Origin of the sequence: Streptomyces sp. NPDC059355 (assembly GCF_042752335.1) — a bacterium.
GTDB lineage: Bacteria > Actinomycetota > Actinomycetes > Streptomycetales > Streptomycetaceae > Streptomyces.
Map to the genome: position 1 here is coordinate 34183 of NZ_JBHYXN010000014.1, position 15161 is coordinate 49343.

The window sequence follows — 15161 nt, forward strand, 5'->3', positions numbered from 1 at the left end:
GCGGGTTGGCCCCGGGGTCCCGCCTCGGCCGCCGAGCCGGGGGGCGGCGGGGTGGTGTGGGCGGGGGCCCGCGGGGGGGCGGGGGGGGCGGGGGGGGCCCCCCCCCGGACCCCGCGTCTCACGCGCCGGCGCCGGCCGGGAGGCGGAAGGTGGCCAGGACCGGGAGGTGGTCGGTCGCCTTGTCCAGGTCTGATTCCGTGATGCCCGGCAGGGAAGTCGGGACGCCGCAGGTGAGGACCTCCACTCCCCGCGTTGCGAAGATCGCGTCGATGCGGCGGGGCGGGGTCGAGCGGACGAAGGTGTGCTCGCCGCCCCAGGGGGCGACCGTCCAGCAGTCCTGGAGCTCCGCGGACAGCCGGCGGAACGCCGGGCCCGACGGGGGCTCGTTGATGTCGCCCGCCGCGATGGCGTACGGGGCGTCCGCGGACCCCAGGCGGTCCAGCAAGAGGTCTGCCTGGGCCCGGCGTTCCGCCCCGTCCAGCGACAGGTGCGCGCTCAGCAACGCCACCCGCGCCGCCCCGAAGCGGACCACCGCCGTGGCGAAGCCCCGCCGGTGCAGCCCGGGCGTGAGGGGAAGCAGGACGTCTTCCGTCCGTTCCACGAAGGCCCTCAGGGAGCAGAGCAGGAGCGGGCCCGCGGCCGTGGCGCCTCCGCCCAGCACCACCAGGTCCGTCTTCGAGGCCAGCCGCGCCGCGTGCTTGCGCCAGCGGAAGAACCGCGGGGCCTCCTGGATGAACACCAGGTCGGGAGCGCATGCGCGGATCACCCGGGCCAGTGCCTCCTCGTCGTCCCGCATCGAGCGGATGTTGTAGCTGAGGGCTCGGATCACCGCGGAACCGTCGGGTTCCGTCACAGAGTTCGGGAGCATGGACGGCAACATAGCCAGACTGCCCGCCGTCCCACAGAGGGCGCGGCGGGCAGTTCGGACAACAGCCGGTGTCAGCCCTGGCGGGCCAGGTCCGCCGCGCCCACGAGCCCGGCCCTGCCGCCGAGCTGCGCGGCCAGCACCTGGGCGTGCGGGCGCCACGCGCCGCCGACCAGCCAGCGCTTGAAGGACTTGCGGATCGGGTCGAGGACGAGGTCGCCCTCGTCGGAGACTCCGCCGCCGACGATGAACGCCGACGGGTCGAAGAGCGAGGCCAGGTCGGCCAGGCCCGCGCCCGCCCAGCGGGCCAGCTCGCGGAAGGCGTCGACGGCCACCAGGTCACCGGCGCGCGCGGCCTCGCTGATGTGCTTGCCCTCGATGCCGTCGGGGGTGCCGTCGCCGAGCGCGAGCAGGGCCACCGCGTTCTCGGGGGTGGCGTTGGCGCGCTGCTTCGCGTACCGGACGAGCGCGCGGCCGGAGGCGTACTGCTCCCAGCAGCCCTGGCTCCCGCACCCGCACAGCAGGCCGTCCGGGACCACCCGGATGTGCCCGAACTCGGCGGCCACGCCGAAGCGTCCGCGGCGCAGCTTGTTGCCGATGATGATGCCGCCGCCCAGGCCCGTGCCGAGCGTGATGCAGATGACGTCCTCGTGGCCCTGCCCGGCGCCGAAGCGGTACTCGCCCCAGGCCGCGCAGTTCGCGTCGTTCTCGACGACGACCGGCAGGCCGATGCGCTGCTCGACCTTGTCCTTGAGCGGCTCGTGGCGCCAGTTGATGTTCGGCGCGAAGAGCACGGTCGCGCGCTTGTCGTCCACGTATCCGGCGGCGCCGATGCCGACGGCCTCGATGGTGTGGTTGCTGCTGACTTCGGACACTGCGGCGCAGATCGCGTCCGTCACTCCGTCCGCGGTCGGCGGGGTGGGCACCTTGTACGTCTCAAGGATGGTGCCCTCTTCGTCGACCACGCCGGCCGCGATCTTCGTGCCGCCGATGTCGACGCCGATGGTGAGTCCCATTAGTCCCTCGGTTTCCGGTCAAACCCCGCCACGGCCAACCGTACCCGAGGGCGGCGCCGTCTCAGTCGAGATCGATCCGCTGCGTCGGACCGCTCCCACCCTCGTCACGCGGGTCGGAGCGGTCACCGGAGGGACGGTCCGCGGGAGCGCCGGGGGCGGGCTCGTCGCGGGTCCAGCGGCGCTCGTGGCCCTCGACGGCCGAGCGGTACGCGGCGAGCAGCTCGGAGCCGGCGGCCGCGAGGTGGTCGAAGACCTCGGGGTTGCGCTCGACGACGGGCTTGGCGGCGGCCTTCGCCTGGTTGACGAACTGGCGTACGGCGCCCTGGGCGGCGGCGCCGAGCAGCGGGTTGTTGAGTCCGGACACCTTGTCGGCGACGGCCTCGAACAGCTTGAACAGCTCCTCGGCGGCAGTCCCGGTGCCGCCCGCGCCGCCCGCGCCGGCGCCCTCGCGGGACCGGCGGCGCTCCTGCTCGGCGGCGAGGTCCTCGGCGCAGGCCTTGGCCCAGGCGTCGTCGTCGGTGGGACGGTCGGTGGCCTCGCTCATGGCGGACTCTCCTGCGGCAGCTGCTGGGCGTGCGGACGTACTACCTCCGACGGTACCCGAACGGGGGTACGCGGTTCAGGGCCTGCGGGGCCAGAGCCCCGGGTCCGGCGTGAAGCGGATGCGGAGCACCCCGTCGGCGAGGGCGGCGCCGGACACCGTGCAGCGGCGCAGCGCGGAGGGCAGCGGAACGATCCTGCGGTACGGGCCCGCGGCGAGCAGCAGCTCGTCGCCGCGCCGGACCAGGTCGAGGTCCCGCTTGTGCGCGCCGGGCAGCGGCACCACCCAGACGAGTACCCCGTCGTCGGCGAGCCGGTCCTCGACCGCCCAGGCCCGGCGGGCGCGGGAGTCCCCCGAAGCCTGCGGAACGAGCCCCTGCGCCCCGGTGAGCCGGAGCAGGTCGTCCGGCCCCTGCGGGTCCCGCCCGAGGTGGCCGAGCGGCAGTACGGGCACGTCCTCGGCCGACCCGGCCCCGGCCCACTGGGCGGCGTACTTCTCCTGCTGGGCGGCGAGCCCGGCCAGCCAGGGGTCGGGCGAGCCCTGCGGCACCATCCGGTTGGCGACGATCCCGGCGACCGGGAGCTGTTCGAGGGCGAGGCCGAGCAGCCCGGTGCGCAGCGCGGCGTCGGCGCCCGGTCCCGGCTCGGCGACCACGCGCAGCGAGGTGGTGCCGGCCTCCACGACGGCCTGGACGGCGGCCAGCTCCTCGTCCCAGCGCGCGGCGGCCTCGTACAGCCACTGCGCGGGCATGGGTACGCCGGCCAGCTGGGCCAGTACGGGCCGCAGGGCGCGGGCCGCCTGCCGCTCGGCCGGGAGCAGCCGGGCCAGGTAGCGGCGCAGCTGGGCGGGGAGGGCGAGGGCGGCCACGGCCTGGTGCAGCGGCGGCAGGTCGACCACGACGAGGTCGGTCTCCGGGGCGGCGGCGGCCCGGCGCAGGGCGCGCAGCAGGGCGAACTGCTCGGCGCCGGGCAGCTCGGTGAGCTCCTCGGCCCCGAGCGGCCGGGCCCCGACCATGCCGAGGAGGGCCGATCCGCGTTCCTGGAGGGCGACGAGCTCCTCGCGGAACTCCTCGCCGGAGTCCACGCGGGCCACGAGCACCCCGCCGGCCGGTACGGCGGCCAGCCCGGGCGCGGCTTCGACGGGCTCCCCCGTCGGCTCCCCGACCAGTGCGGCCAGGGGATCCCCGGCGTCCCCGGAGAGCAGCAGCACCCGCGCACCGTTCCCGGCGGCGGCGAGGGCAGTGGCGGCGGCCACGGTGGTCCGCCCGGCCCCGCCGGGACCGGTGATCAGCAGGATGCGCATGGATCAGGCCGACTCGACGCGCTTCTTCAGGCCCGCCAGGGCGCGGTCGATGATGACCTTCTCGGCCTTGCGCTTGATCATCCCGAGCATCGGGATCTTGACGTCGACGGTCAGCTGGTAGGTGACCTCGGTGCGCTTGCCGCCGTCCAGCGGGGCGAGCCGGTACGAGCCGTCGAGCTGGCGCAGCATCTGCGACTTGTCCAGGGTCCAGCTGACCTCGTCCGCGCCCTTCCAGGAGTAGGCGAGGGTGTGGTCGTCCTTGATCGCGCCCGCGTCGAGCAGCAGCCGGACCTTCTCGGCGCGGCCCTCGGCGTCGGTGGCCAGCACCTCGGCCTCCTTCACCTCGCCGGTCCACTCGGGGTAGCGGGCGAAGTCGGCGATCACGGCCATCACGTCGGCCGGCGCCGCCTCGATCGTGATGCTCGAGCTGGTGTGTTCGGCCATGGCGGTCGCCCCTCCAGGGATTGTTCGAGGAAGTGTGCGGCCTACGGCCGCCGCGTGCAGGCTACCGTGCGTGCGGAGGTCGCCACTCCAGGGCCCGGGCTCACCACTCCAGGGCCCACGGCCTGCCGGTGGCGGCGAAGTGGCCGACGTTCACGCATTCCGTGCCGCCGATCCGCATCCGCCGGGCCAGCGGCTGGTGCACGTGTCCGAACAGCGCGTACCGCGGCCTGGTCCGCCGGATCGCCGCGAGCAGTGCCTCGCTGCCCCGTTCGAACCGGCGCGCGACCGTGTCGTAGCAGAGCTCCGGCACCTCCGGCGGGATGTGCGAGCACAGCACGTCCACCTCGCCGAGCGCCTCGACCTTGGCGGCGTACTCCTCCTCGTCCACCTCGTACGGGGTGCGCATCGGGGAGGGCAGTCCGCCTCCGACGAACCCGAAGACGCGGCCGCCGATCTCCACCCGCTGCCCGTCGAGGACGGTGGTGCCGGGGCCGGCGTACTCGGACCACAGACCCGGGACGTCGACATTGCCGTAGGTGGCGTACGTGGGCTGTGGGAACGCGGCGAACATCTCGGCGTACTGGCGGCGCACCGCGCCCTCGATCAGCAGTTCCCGGTCCAGCCCGGCCCACAGCCGGCGCCCGAGGTCGCGGGCCTCGTCGAAGCGGCGCTCGGTGCGCAGCTCCACGATCCGGTCGGCGTTCTCGACCCCGAACAGGTCGGGGAAGATGCCGCGCGAGTGGTCGGCGTAGTCGAGGAAGAGCACGAGGTCACCGAGGCAGATCAGCGCGTCGGCGCCGTCGCCGGCCCGGGCGAGCGCCTCGGCGTTGCCGTGGACGTCGCTGACGACGTGAACGCGCGTGCTGCTTTTCCTGCCACCCATGCGCCCCACCCTAGGGGCGCCCGGGAGCCGCGGGTAGATGGGGCCCGCACAGGCGGCCTACCTGCGGTTACTTCCGAGTCGCAAACGGGGTCGACTACTGTCGGCATGGCAGAGCCGTGCCATGTGACGCACGGAACATCTGGCCGGTTCCCTCTATCCGGAACCCACTACCGGTGGGTAACGTCCGGTCGGTCCACATGGTGGCGATGGCGCCCAGAGGAGCAGCAGTCTTGCGCGAGTTCAGCCTTCCGGCCCTGTACGAGGTCCCGTCGGACGGGAACCTGACGGATCTCATCCGCCGCAACGCCGCTCAGCATCCCGACACCGCAGTCATGGGCCGCAAGGTCGACGGCGGCTGGCAGGACGTGACGGCGACCGAGTTCCTCGCCGAGGTGCGGGCCGCAGCGAAGGGCCTGATCGCGGCCGGCATCCGGCCGGGCGACCGCGTCGCGCTCATCTCGCGCACCCGCTACGAGTGGGTGCTGCTCGACTTCGCGATCTGGAGCGCGGGCGGCGTCACCGTCCCCGTGTACGAGACCAGCTCGCCCGAGCAGATCCAGTGGATCCTCGGCGACTCCGGCGCCGTCGCCGTGATCGTCGAGAGCCCGGACCACAGCGCGGCCGTGGCCTCGCTGCGCGACCGGCTGCCGGAGCTGCGCGAGGTCTGGGAGATCGAGCAGGGCGCGCTCGCGGCGCTGAACGCCGCGGGCGGCGAGGTCACCGACGCCGAGGTCGACGAGCGCAGCTCGCTCGCGAACGCCGACGACCCGGCCACCATCGTCTACACCTCGGGCACCACCGGCCGCCCCAAGGGCTGCGTGCTGACCCACCGCAACTTCTTCGCCGAGTGCGGCAACGTGGTGGAGCGCCTGAGCCCGCTGTTCCGCACCGGCGAGTGCTCCGTGCTGCTCTTCCTGCCCGCCGCGCACGTCTTCGGACGCCTGGTGGAGGTGGCCGCCGTACTGGCGCCGATCCGCCTGGGCTGCGTACCGGACATCAAGAACCTCACCGACGAGCTGCAGTCCTTCCGCCCCACGCTGATCCTCGGCGTGCCGCGCGTCTTCGAGAAGGTCTACAACTCGGCCCGCGCCAAGGCCCAGGCCGACGGCAAGGGCAAGATCTTCGACGCGGCGGCCGAGACGGCCATCGCGTACAGCCGGGCGCTGGACGCCCCGGGCGGCCCGTCCTTCGGCCTGAAGCTGAAGCACAAGCTGTTCTCGAAGCTCGTCTACAGCAAGCTGCACACGGTCCTCGGCGGGCGCGGCGAGTACGCGATCTCCGGCGGCGCCCCGCTGGGCGAGCGGCTCGGCCACTTCTTCCGCGGCATCGGCTTCACGGTTCTGGAGGGCTACGGCCTGACGGAGTCCTGCGCGGCCACCGCCTTCAACCCGTGGGACCGTACGAAGATCGGTACGGTCGGCCAGCCGCTGCCGGGCTCCGTGGTGCGCATCGCCGACGACGGCGAGGTGCTGCTGCACGGCGAGCAGATCTTCAAGGAGTACTGGAAGAACGAGACGGCGACCGCCGAGGCGCTGACCGACGGCTGGTTCCACACCGGCGACGTCGGCACCCTCGACGAGGACGGCTACCTCTCGATCACCGGGCGCAAGAAGGAGCTCATCGTCACGGCGGGCGGCAAGAACGTGGCCCCCGCGGTGATCGAGGACCGGATCCGGGCGCACGCGCTGGTCGCGGAGTGCATGGTGGTCGGCGACGCGAGGCCGTTCGTGGCCGCGCTGGTCACGATCGACGAGGAGTTCCTGGGCCGCTGGGCCGCGGAGCACGGCAAGCCGGCCGGGGTCACGGCCGCGGAGCTGCGCGAGGACGCGGACCTCATCGCCGCCGTCCAGCAGGCCGTGGACGACGGCAACGCGGCGGTTTCCAAGGCGGAATCGGTGCGGAAATTCCGCATTCTGCCCTCCCAGTTCACGGAGGAGTCGGGTCACATCACGCCTTCGCTGAAGCTGAAGCGGAATGTGGTGGCGAAGGACTTCGCGGACGAGATCGACGCCCTGTACCGGGGCTGAGGCCCGACGGCTAGCGCGGGTCCTCCGCGAGGATCCGCGCGATGTTCCGTTCCGCGAGCGCGGTGATGGTGACGAACGGGTTCACCCCGAGCGAGCCCGGGATCAGGGAGCCGTCGACGACGTACAGCCCCTGGTGGCCCTTGGCGCGGCCGTAGTTGTCGGTCGCGTCGCCGAGGACGCAGCCGCCGAGCGGGTGGTACGTGAAGTTGTCGGCGAAGTTCCTGTTGTCGCCGAACAGGTCGTACCGGTAGATCGTGAAATTGGCCCGGTTGATCCGGTCGAAGAGGTTCTTGGCCGCCTGGACCGACGGGGTGTTCTGGTCGCGGCGCCAGTTGAGCCGCGCCGAGTCGGTGGCCGCGTCGTACGTGAAGTGGCCGCGCTCCGGGTTCTTGGTGATGGCCAGGTACATCGAGATCCAGTGCTCGAAGCCCATCGGCAGCGGGGCGATCTCGGCGAACACCGGGTTGGCGGCGTTGTCCCAGTCGTCGATGCCCAGGGCGGGCATGGTGGCCTGGTTGCAGCCGACGGTGTCCCACAGGTGGTTGGCCCGGGCGGTCATGATGTTGCCGTTGTGGCCCCAGCCGAGCCCGACCTTCTCGCTGAGCCCGGGCAGGGTGCCCCGCTCACGGGCGCGCAGCAGGATCTCGGTGGTGCCGAGGCTGCCGGCGCCGAGGAAGAGCTGTTTGCAGCCGAGTTCCCTGACCTGGGTGACCCGTCCCGTCAGATCGCTGGTCTGCACGGTGAGCACGTAGCCGCCGGCCGGGTCCTGGCGGACGCCGACGACGCGCTGCATGGTCTCGATGGTGACGTTGCCCGTGCCGATCGCGGACGCGAGGTAGGTCTTGTCGACGCTCTTCTTGCCGAAGTTGTTGCCGTAGATGACCTCTCCGGCGAGTGCCGAGCGGGTGGCGGTGCCGGCGGCCTCGCGCTTCATGTAGTCGAAGTCGTAGACGTTCGGCACGAAGGTGGTCTTCAGGCCGGTGTTCTGGGCGTGTTTGCGGGAGATCCGGGCGAACCGGTACCACTCCGTGGACTCGAACCAGCCCGGGTCGATGTCGTTGACGCCCAGCATGGCGCGGGCGCGCGGGTAGTACGTGCCGTACATCTCGTCGGCGTCGACCTGGGGCAGCACCTCGGAGAAGTACGAGCGCCGGGGCGTCGGGGCCATGCCGCCGTTGACGAGGGATCCGCCGCCGACACCGCGGCCGACGTAGACGGACATGTCGCCGTAGTTCACGCGGTCGAGGACGCCGGGGTAGGGGCTGATGTTCCGGTTGACGACGTCGAGCCAGAGGAACTGGGCGAGCGGGGCCTCGGTGCGGGTGCGGAACCACATGGAGCGCTGGTCGGGCGCGGAGGTGGAGGGGAAGACCTTGCCGTCCGGGCCGGGGGTGTTCCAGAGCCTGCCCATCTCCAGGACGACGGTCCGTACTCCGGCCTGCCCGAGCCGGAGGGCGGCCACGGCCGAGCCGTAGCCGGAGCCCACGACGATGGCGGGGGCGTACTGCGCGGCGGGGGGTTCGGCGGCGGCGGCCGATGGGAGCCCGATGCGGGTGAAGCCGAGGGCTGCGGCGGTCTGGAGGGCGCCGATACCCAGGAAGTGACGGCGCGTCAGCTGAGGTGTCATGGCCGCATCATGGGCGGAATCAGGCCGTCCACCCAGAGGCGGTGTTGACAGACATCTGAGGAACAGTCAGGTGTGGCGGAGGATCACGGTCCGGGGTCCCCGCCCGGGACGGTCAGAGCAGTTCACGCAGCCGGTCGGCCAGCAGGTCCCAGCGCCACTTCTCCTCGACCCAGGCGCGGCCCCGCTCGCCCATGCGCCGGCGCAGCTCCGGGTCGCGGAGCAGGGCGATCACGCGCTCCGCCGCGTCCTCGGGGACCCCGCCCCGCACCACCCAGCCCGTCTCGCCCTCCAGCACCGCGTCCGGCGCTCCGCCGGAGTCGCCCGCGACCACCGGCAGTCCGGTCGCCGAGGCCTCCAGGTAGACGATGCCCAGGCCCTCCACGTCCAGCCCGCCCCGCCGGGTCCGGCAGGGCATCGCGAAGACGTCCCCGGCGCCGTAGTGGGCGGGCAGTTCGGCCCACGGGACGGCGCCCGTGAAGACCACCGAGTCCGCGACCCCGGTGGAGACGGCCAGCGCCCGCAGGTCCGCCTCGTACGGGCCCCCGCCGACCACCAGCAGTACGGCGTCCGGCACCGCGGCCAGGATCCGCGGCATCGCCTCGATCAGGGTGTCCTGCCCCTTGCGCGGGACCAGCCGCGAGACGCAGACCACCACCGGCCGGTCCGACAGCCCCAGCCGGGCCCGGATCTCCGCGCCGCCCGACCCGGGGTGGAAGGTCTTCTCGTCCACCCCCGGCGGGAGTTGCACCATCCGCGCGGCCGCCCGGTCCGTCAGCGCCGAGGCGATCCGCGAGCGCGTGTACTCGCCCAGGTACGTCAGCGTGTCCGTGCCCTCGCCGATCCGGCGCAGCAGCTGCCGCGCGGCCGGCAGCTGCGCCCAGCCCGCCTCGTGCCCGTGGGTGGTGGCCACGATCCGCTTCGCCCCGGCCCTGCGCAGCGCCGGGCCCATCAGGCCCAGCGGGGCTGCCGCCCCGAACCACACCGACTCGCAGCCGTGCTCGCGCAGCAGCCCGACGGCCCGCCGGGTCACCCGCGGGGTCGGCAGCAGCATCGTCGTACGGTCGCGCACGACCTGGAACGGCTGCTCCGCGTCGAAGGCGGCGGTGGCCTCGCGGCCCTCCGCGCCGTGCTTCCAGGTGGAGGCGTAGACGACGATCCGGTCGGGATCCAGCCGCAGTGCCATGTTGTGCAGGAAGGCCTGGATGCCGCCCGGTCGCGGCGGGAAGTCGTTGGTCACGATCAGCGTCTTGTGCATCGCCTGCCGACAGTACCGGACGCCCCGGCGCGGCCCCTCCCCCAGCCACCGGCCCGGCCCTACGGCGCGCCCAGCTCCTGGCGGAGGCTCGCCTGCCAGGCCAGGGTGAGGCCGGGCAGATCGCCGCCGACGGTCTCCTCCAGGGCCGTGGCCAGGGGCTCGCGGCCCGCCCGTTCGTAGAGGCGGACCAGCGTGGCTTCGCCCCACTTGGCCGCGATCAGCCGGCAGGCCAGCCAGGCGCCCTCGTACGCGCGGGCCAGCGCCTCGGGGTCGCCGCCGAAGGCGAACGCCCCGTCGGCGGGGAGCGCGGCCGGCAGCTCCCCGGCGCGGACCGCCCGGCCCAGCGCGGGCGCGCCCTGCTGCGCGGTGGTGGCCCCGCCGCGGTACGCCGCCCAGTCGGCGAAGCCCTCGGACAGCCACAGCGGGGTCCGGGCGGTGGTGGCGGCCCGGGTGGCCACGTGCGTGACCTCGTGGGTCAGGACCACGCCCCGGCCCGCAGCGCTGAGCTCCGCCCAGCCCTCCGGGTTGACGACGACGCGGTCGGCGGGGGCCGCAGCCGCGCCCACCCGGCCCGTCGTGACGGCCCCCATGCCCCGGTACTCGGCGGCCGGCCGGCCCAGCAGCTGCGCCATCCGCTCCAGCGAGCCCGGCACCAGCACCACCACCCGGCCCGCCCACGCCTTCGGCCAGGCGGCGCTCGCCGCGGGCACCGCCCGCTCGGCCTCCGCCGCGACCTCGGACAGGGTCTGCGGGGTCCGGCCGACGCCGAGCACCAGCGCGTGGGCACCCTTGACCACCTGCACCGGGCCCTGGTCCCACAGCTGCGGCGGCGCGCCCGGCGCGGCCCGGTCCCCGGTGACCCGCCACGCCCCGCCGTCCGCGCCGTCCCGGCTCAGCAGCACCTCGCGGGCCGACCCGGCCGGGGCCGTGTCGTAGCCGGTGAGCCGGTAGTGCAGCTCCGCCCGGGCGGTGGCCCGCTCGCCGTCGCGCCGGACCGCGGAGACCTCGTACGCCCACCCCTCCAGCGGGATCCCGGCGAGCTGCGCGGGCGGCGTCCGCGACCAGGCGGCGACGGCCTCCCGGATGTCCCCCTCGGCGGCGTCGCGCGGTGCGGGCGCCCCGCATCCGGCGAGCAGCACGCCCAGCAGGAGCGGCAGTACGCGTACGAGGAGGGGCCGACGGACCGGGGACATCCGACGATCGTACGCACGCCCCGGGCCGGGGGCGGCTCAGGGACGGGTCACGGAGGACACCGGCATCATCCCGACCGGGTCGTACCGCACCCGCGCACCCGGGTACGGGGCGTGCACCACCTGGCCGTTGCCGACGTACATGCCGACGTGGCTGGCGTCGGAGCGGTAGGTGACCAGGTCGCCCGGCTGCGCCTGCGAGAGCGGGACCCGGCGGCCCGCGTACCGCTGCGCCTGCGAGGTGCGCGGCAGGGAGACCCCCGCCTGCCGGTACGACCACACCATCAGCCCGGAGCAGTCGAACCCGGAGGGCCCGGTGGAGCCCCAGACGTACGGGCGGCCGACGGCGGCCCGGGCGGCCATCACGGCGGTCGCGGCGCGGCCCGAGGAGGGGCCGAGGGAGTTCAGCTCGGGCAGGCCCTCGGGGCGCCCGTCCGAGCGCGAGGCCCGCTCGAACTCGGCCCGCTCCTGGGTGGGCATGGCGTTGAGGAGCCGGCGGGCCGCGGCCAGCTTGGCGGTGACGGCGCGCTTCTGGCGGGCCACGTCGGCCCGTACCGTGTCGAGTTCGGCCAGCTTCTGCGAGGCCTCGTGGCGCTGCTGGGCCAGCCGGCGCTGCTCCTTGCGCAGTTCGTAGAGCTGCCGGGCCTGGCGGTCCGTCAGCCGGTTCAGCTGGGAGGCCTTGTCGAGGTACTCGTCGGGGTTCTCGGAGAGCATCAGCTCGACGACGGGGTCGATGCCGCCGGAGCGGTACTGGGCTCCGGCGAAGGCGCCGAGGAGGCCGCGCATGGTGTTGATGCGGTCCTGGCCGCGGGCCAGTGCGTCCTGGGCCCGGTCGATCTCGGTGCGGAGCCGGCCGGCCCGCTCGCCCGCCTGGTTGTAGCGCTCGGTGGCCTGTTCGGCCTCCTCGAAGAGCCGGTCGACCTGGGCGCGGGCGCCGGCCGCGGGCTCCCGCGGGAGGGCCGGGGCCGCGCTCGCCGTCGCGCCCGCCATGGCTGCCACGGCGGTGGCCGCGGCAGCGGTGGCCGCGGCGGCGGTCAGGAAGGTGACCTTGGTGTTCCTGTCGAGGCTGCCGAGCCCGGGCCGACGATGGGACGCCACTGGAGCCGCTCCCTTCCGCTTTGCGGGACCGGGTCCGCCCCCCGTGGGCGGCCGTGTGCCGGGTTCCGCGCTGGCAGACAGTAACCGCGCCGTCACACCCCGGCCAACGACCTCCGCAGGACGCATACGCCGACGCCCCGCCGGAGACGCAGGTCACCGGCGGGGCGTGTGGTCACAGCAGGGGCGCGGAATTCGCCCGGATGGGCGGTGCACGGCGCGTCCCGGGGCGGGCGCGTGGCCCTCGGGGCGTGTCAGCCGACGCGGACGCCGAACTGGAACGGCATGTTCTTCATGGCCTCGTAACGGACGCCGCCGGTCGGGTTGGAGGCGTGGAAGACCTGGCCGTTGCCCGCGTAGAGGCCCACGTGGTGCAGGTCGTCGTAGAAGAGGACCAGGTCTCCGGGCTGGAGGTCGCTCTGGTTGTAGATGCGCGTGCCGTCGTTGGCCTGCGTGGTGGTGACGCGGCTGATCTTGACGCCTGCCTGGGCGTAGGCCCACTGGGTCAGGCCCGAGCAGTCCCACGAGTCGGGGCCGGTGTCGCCCATGTGGTAGCGGTCGCCCTTCTGGGTGATCGCGGCGGCGAGGGCCGCCCCGGCCCGGCCCGAGCCCTTCACCGCACCCTTGGAGCCGGCGACGTCCGCGGCCGCCTGGCCGTCCTTGGCCGCATCGCTCTTCAACTGGCCCCGCTCCTCGGTGGTCAGCGTGTTGAGGAGGGCCTGGGCGTCGGCGAGCTTGCTCTGGGCGGCCGCCTTCTTCTCGGCGAGTTCCTTGCGGACGGCTTCGAGGTCGGCGAGCTTGCCGGTGGCTTCCTGACGCTGCTGCGCGAGGCTGCGCTGCTTGGCCTGGATCTTCGTTATCGCCTCGACCTGCTTGCCGCTCACCTGCTGGAGCGTGGAGGCCTTGTCGAGGAAGGCATCCGGGTCGGAGGACAGCAGGAGCAGCATGGACGGGTCGAGACCGCCACCGCGGTACTGGGCCGTCGCCATCGAACCGAGCGTGTTGCGCAGGCCGTTGAGCTCGTCCTGGCCGCGCGCGACCTGGTCCTGGAGCTGCGAGATCTCCTTCTCCAGCTTCTCCTGGCGCTCTTTGGCCCCGTTGAACTTCTCGGTGGCCTGCTCGGACTCCTCGTAGAGGGCGTCAACCTTGCTCTTGACCTCGTCCTTGCTCGGCTTGGCCGGGGCGGCCATGGCCGACTGGGAGGAGAGGGCGACGGCCGCGGTGGCGAGGGCGGTGAGCACGCTCACGCGGGTGCGGGTCGGCGGCTTGGGTCGACGGTGGGACGCCACGAACGCGAGCTCCTTATTCCTGGAGCCGCCGAATACGGTCGCAAGGCTCGGCAGCGCACCTCCGCCGTCACTCCGAATGAGTGAACTACCGCACGAAGGTTTGAGCCGACCCTAGTGACCTCGCTGTGATCAGTTCAAATCCTGTCGGCAAAAAACTTGGCTGCCGACCAGGTTCTTTACCTACAGCCCACGCTCTGTGCAGGGCACTTGACGGTACGTTCCCTGCCCACCCCACTAAATCGGGCATTACAGCTAGGAGTTACGAAACGCGCGAAAGCCGCTTCAGCAACAAAGCGGACGTCACGGGCCGGGCTCCGGCCTTCGCCACGCCGTCGGCCACCTCGCGGTCGGTGGAGACCACGACCACCGGCCGGCCGGGCGGTTCCGCACGCACCAGCTGGCGGATCAGCTCGTCCGCCGTCACACCGGGCTTGGAGAACAGCACCCGCACCCCGCGCGGCGGTGCGAGCAGCACCGGGGCCGCCAGTTCCGCGCCGTCGAAGACGCAGGTCATCTCCGCGCCCGTCTGTGCGGCCAGCATCGACAGCCCGCCCAGCAGCCGCAGCCGCTGCTTCTCCAGCGGCATCGTCGGATAGCCGGTCTTCGTCACGTTGTACCCGTCGACCACCAGATGGGCCTGGGGCAGTGCCAACAGCTGGTCCAGCAGCGCCGGATCGGTCTCCGACAGGGCGCGTGCCGCGATGTCCTTCGGGGTCATCCGGCCCGGCTCCACCGCGTCCACGGTGTCGGCCGGCCGCGTCGAGACCGGCGGCAGCGCCAGCTCGCGGCGCAGCCCCTGAGCCGCGTCCAGCACGGTGTCCAGCAGCAGCCGCAGCCGCATGTCCTCGACGCTGCGGCCCTCGCGGGTGGCCCGGCGGGAGGTCTCCAGCGCCGTCTCGACCTCCGCGAGGCGGGACTTGAGCCGCCGGGTCTCGCTCTCGGCGGCGGTCACCTGCGCGGCGGCCTCGCCCCGGATCCCGTCGATCACGGCGGTGACCTTGCGCAGGGCCGCCTCGCCGCGCTTCACGTCGCTCTGGGCGCTGCGCAGTTTGCGCTGAAGCGATTCCACTTCCCTGCGCGCCGCGTCCAGGTCGGCCCGCACCTGCTCGCCGCCCAGACGCTGCGCGTCCCGTGCGTGGGCCAGTTCCTCGCGCAGCCGGTCCAGTTCGCGCCGGGTCTCCTCGCCGACCCGCTCGGCGTCGGCGCGCTGCGCTTCCTCGCCCGCGGCGGCGACCAGCTTCACCCAGCCGGCCGGGCGCAGCACGTACGCGGCGGCCGCCACGTCCAGCGGGTCCGCGGCGGCCGGCGGGGCGCCGGACTCCAGGGCGCCGGCCAGCTCGGCCTGTGCCTCGCGCAGCTTCTCGGCGACGCGGCCCCGGAAGACGGCGTCCGCCTCCACCGCCGCGGCCATCGCGTTGCCGGCGAACTTGGCGCGCCGGGTCGGGGTGAACCGGGCGTACTGGCGCAGCTGCGCCGGGAGGTCCGCGACCGTCAGTCCGCCGAAGGCGTCCGAGACGAGCGCGACGACCCGGCGCCGCACGCCTTCCGGCAGCGGGCGGTCGAGCACCTCGGCGGCGTCGCCGGCCGCGTCGGCCGGCTCAGCGCCGCTTGCTGGCTCCACAATCCG

The 15161-nt window shown here is 73.6% G+C and carries 13 protein-coding genes; 1 reads left to right on the forward strand and 12 read right to left on the reverse strand.

Translation table 11 applies throughout. The features are described from left to right. Nucleotides 1-118: 118 nt before the first annotated feature. The 6 genes from ACFXGI_RS15890 to ACFXGI_RS15915 all read right to left on the reverse strand — a co-directional run bounded on the left by ACFXGI_RS15890 (nucleotide 119) and on the right by ACFXGI_RS15915 (nucleotide 5051). Nucleotides 119-880 (reverse strand): endonuclease/exonuclease/phosphatase family protein, encoded by a 762-nt coding sequence (locus ACFXGI_RS15890; protein WP_384706340.1) that lies wholly within the window; start codon nucleotides 878-880, stop codon nucleotides 119-121. 59 nt (nucleotides 881-939) lie between these two features. Next, nucleotides 940-1881 (reverse strand): ROK family glucokinase, encoded by a 942-nt coding sequence (locus ACFXGI_RS15895; RefSeq protein ID WP_384706342.1) that lies wholly within the window; start codon nucleotides 1879-1881, stop codon nucleotides 940-942. 61 nt (nucleotides 1882-1942) lie between these two features. Continuing rightward, nucleotides 1943-2425, reverse strand: a complete 483-nt coding sequence (locus ACFXGI_RS15900; protein WP_384706344.1) for a DUF5304 domain-containing protein — start codon at nucleotides 2423-2425, stop codon at nucleotides 1943-1945. A 75-nt stretch (nucleotides 2426-2500) separates the two neighbouring features. After that, entirely contained in the window at nucleotides 2501-3724 is a 1224-nt protein-coding gene (locus ACFXGI_RS15905; RefSeq protein WP_384706346.1) for an ArsA family ATPase, read from the reverse strand. Between the two features lie 3 nt (nucleotides 3725-3727). Next, nucleotides 3728-4168, reverse strand: coding sequence for an SRPBCC family protein (locus ACFXGI_RS15910; RefSeq protein WP_030863550.1), 441 nt, complete (start codon nucleotides 4166-4168; stop codon nucleotides 3728-3730). 100 nt (nucleotides 4169-4268) lie between these two features. Beyond that, entirely contained in the window at nucleotides 4269-5051 is a 783-nt protein-coding gene (locus ACFXGI_RS15915; protein ID WP_384706348.1) for a metallophosphoesterase, read from the reverse strand. A gap of 230 nt (nucleotides 5052-5281) precedes the next feature. On the opposite strand from ACFXGI_RS15915, the gene ACFXGI_RS15920 reads away from it, so the two are divergent. Beyond that, nucleotides 5282-7078, forward strand: coding sequence for an AMP-dependent synthetase/ligase (locus tag ACFXGI_RS15920; protein WP_384706350.1), 1797 nt, complete (start codon nucleotides 5282-5284; stop codon nucleotides 7076-7078). A 10-nt stretch (nucleotides 7079-7088) separates the two neighbouring features. On the opposite strand, the gene ACFXGI_RS15925 is transcribed toward ACFXGI_RS15920, so the two are convergent. The 6 genes from ACFXGI_RS15925 to ACFXGI_RS15950 all read right to left on the reverse strand — a co-directional run bounded on the left by ACFXGI_RS15925 (nucleotide 7089) and on the right by ACFXGI_RS15950 (nucleotide 15158). Further along, nucleotides 7089-8705 (reverse strand): GMC oxidoreductase, encoded by a 1617-nt coding sequence (locus tag ACFXGI_RS15925; protein WP_384706352.1) that lies wholly within the window; start codon nucleotides 8703-8705, stop codon nucleotides 7089-7091. A 112-nt stretch (nucleotides 8706-8817) separates the two neighbouring features. Then, nucleotides 8818-9960, reverse strand: a complete 1143-nt coding sequence (locus tag ACFXGI_RS15930) for a glycosyltransferase family 4 protein (protein WP_229340368.1) — start codon at nucleotides 9958-9960, stop codon at nucleotides 8818-8820. A 59-nt stretch (nucleotides 9961-10019) separates the two neighbouring features. Further along, a complete protein-coding gene (locus ACFXGI_RS15935; RefSeq protein WP_384706354.1) occupies nucleotides 10020-11153 on the reverse strand; it encodes a hypothetical protein in 1134 nt (377 codons plus the stop codon). A 36-nt stretch (nucleotides 11154-11189) separates the two neighbouring features. Next, nucleotides 11190-12248: an NlpC/P60 family protein gene (locus ACFXGI_RS15940; RefSeq protein WP_384706356.1), complete on the reverse strand. Its 1059-nt coding sequence runs from the start codon at nucleotides 12246-12248 to the stop codon at nucleotides 11190-11192. A gap of 251 nt (nucleotides 12249-12499) precedes the next feature. Further along, on the reverse strand, nucleotides 12500-13534 hold the full coding sequence (locus ACFXGI_RS15945; RefSeq protein ID WP_384706358.1) for an NlpC/P60 family protein: 1035 nt from the start codon (nucleotides 13532-13534) through the stop codon (nucleotides 12500-12502). Between the two features lie 259 nt (nucleotides 13535-13793). Continuing rightward, nucleotides 13794-15158 carry an NYN domain-containing protein gene (locus ACFXGI_RS15950; RefSeq protein WP_384706513.1) on the reverse strand — a complete coding sequence of 455 codons (1365 nt, stop codon included), beginning with the start codon at nucleotides 15156-15158 and terminating at the stop codon, nucleotides 13794-13796. Between the last annotated feature and the right edge of the window lie 3 nt (nucleotides 15159-15161).